Source organism: Mycobacterium sp. E1715, from assembly GCF_001667625.1.
Taxonomy (GTDB): domain Bacteria; phylum Actinomycetota; class Actinomycetes; order Mycobacteriales; family Mycobacteriaceae; genus Mycobacterium.
This window is the reverse complement of the sequence record NZ_LZJJ01000384.1, coordinates 1-1,145: the sequence shown is the minus strand read 5'-3', so window position 1 is coordinate 1,145 and position 1,145 is coordinate 1. Positions and strand designations below refer to the sequence as shown.

Genomic DNA, 1,145 nt, shown 5'->3' with positions numbered 1-1,145 from the left:
CTGTCGCCGAAGCGATGAACATGGTTGACTATTTGCGGTCGCAGCTTCTGTGTTCGTGTCAAACTTTCGCAGGATCTATCGTTGCGGCCGCGGTTCCTGCGAGGTTAATCGGTCGGGTGAAGTTCCGGCGACTGAGCGAGGTATGGCGGTCGTACCAGGCCCGGGGCATCGAAAGGCGATGCCCCGCACCCAGAAGAAAAGGAAAGATCGAGAGATGCCACAGGGAACTGTGAAGTGGTTCAACGCGGAGAAGGGCTTCGGGTTCATCGCCCCCGAAGACGGCTCCGCCGACGTGTTTGTCCACTACACGGAGATCCAGGGTTCGGGCTTCCGCACCCTCGAAGAAAACCAGAAGGTCGAGTTCGAAATCGGCCACAGCCCTAAGGGCCCCCAGGCCACCGGAGTCCGCTCCGTCTAAAGGACGAGCCGAATCTCCACGAACCCCCCGTGCAGTCCCGCGTAGCGGGCCCGCCGGGGGGTTTTCGTATTGCGGCCGGTTTGCGACGCCGCGCCGGTTGCCTCAAGACGCGGATGGCGGACCTGGCCTACTGTCGGTGGCGTGAGCCAGCTTTCCTTCTTCACAGCGGAGTCGGTGCCCCCCGCGGTCGCCGATCTCTCCGGGGTGCTGGCGGCTTCCGGTCAGATCGTCTTGGTCGGCGGGCCGGAGGGGCAGGGTGCGCGCCTTTCCGTGGTGGTGGATCAGGCCTGGCGCGCCGCCGCGTTGGCCGAGATGATCCGCGAGGCGGGGCTGGAACCCGAGATCTGCCGGACCGACGAGGACACGCCGTTGGTGCGTACGGCGGTGACCCCGGCCTTGGTGAGCCTGGCGGCCGAATGGACGCGCGGGGCGGTCAAGACGGTGCCGCCGCGCTGGCTGCCCGGACCGCGTGAATTGCGGGCCTGGACGCTGGCGGCCGGTCATCCGGAGGGCGACCATTACCTTCTGGGTCTCGATCCCCACGCGCCCGATACCCATTCCCCGCTGGCGTCGGCTTTGATGCGGGTCGGAATCGCGCCGACATTGATTGGCACCCGCGGCGGCCGCCCGGCGCTGCGGATCAGCGGCCGTCGTCGGCTATCACGCCTGGTAGAGAACGTGGGCGAAGCCCCAGACGGCGTTGACGCGTCAGCGGTGTGGCCGCGGG

2 protein-coding genes are annotated in these 1,145 nt (G+C 67.0%); both read left to right on the top strand.

Features of this window, described 5'->3' with window-relative positions:
• Positions 1 to 214: 214 nt before the first annotated feature.
• A complete protein-coding gene (gene cspA / locus A9X03_RS18955) occupies positions 215 to 418 on the top strand; it encodes a cold shock protein CspA (protein ID WP_007166602.1) in 204 nt (67 codons plus the stop codon).
• Positions 419 to 559: 141 nt separating this feature from the next.
• A partial coding sequence (locus tag A9X03_RS18950) for a hypothetical protein (RefSeq protein ID WP_067782321.1) occupies positions 560 to 1,145 on the top strand: 586 nt, incomplete at its 3' end.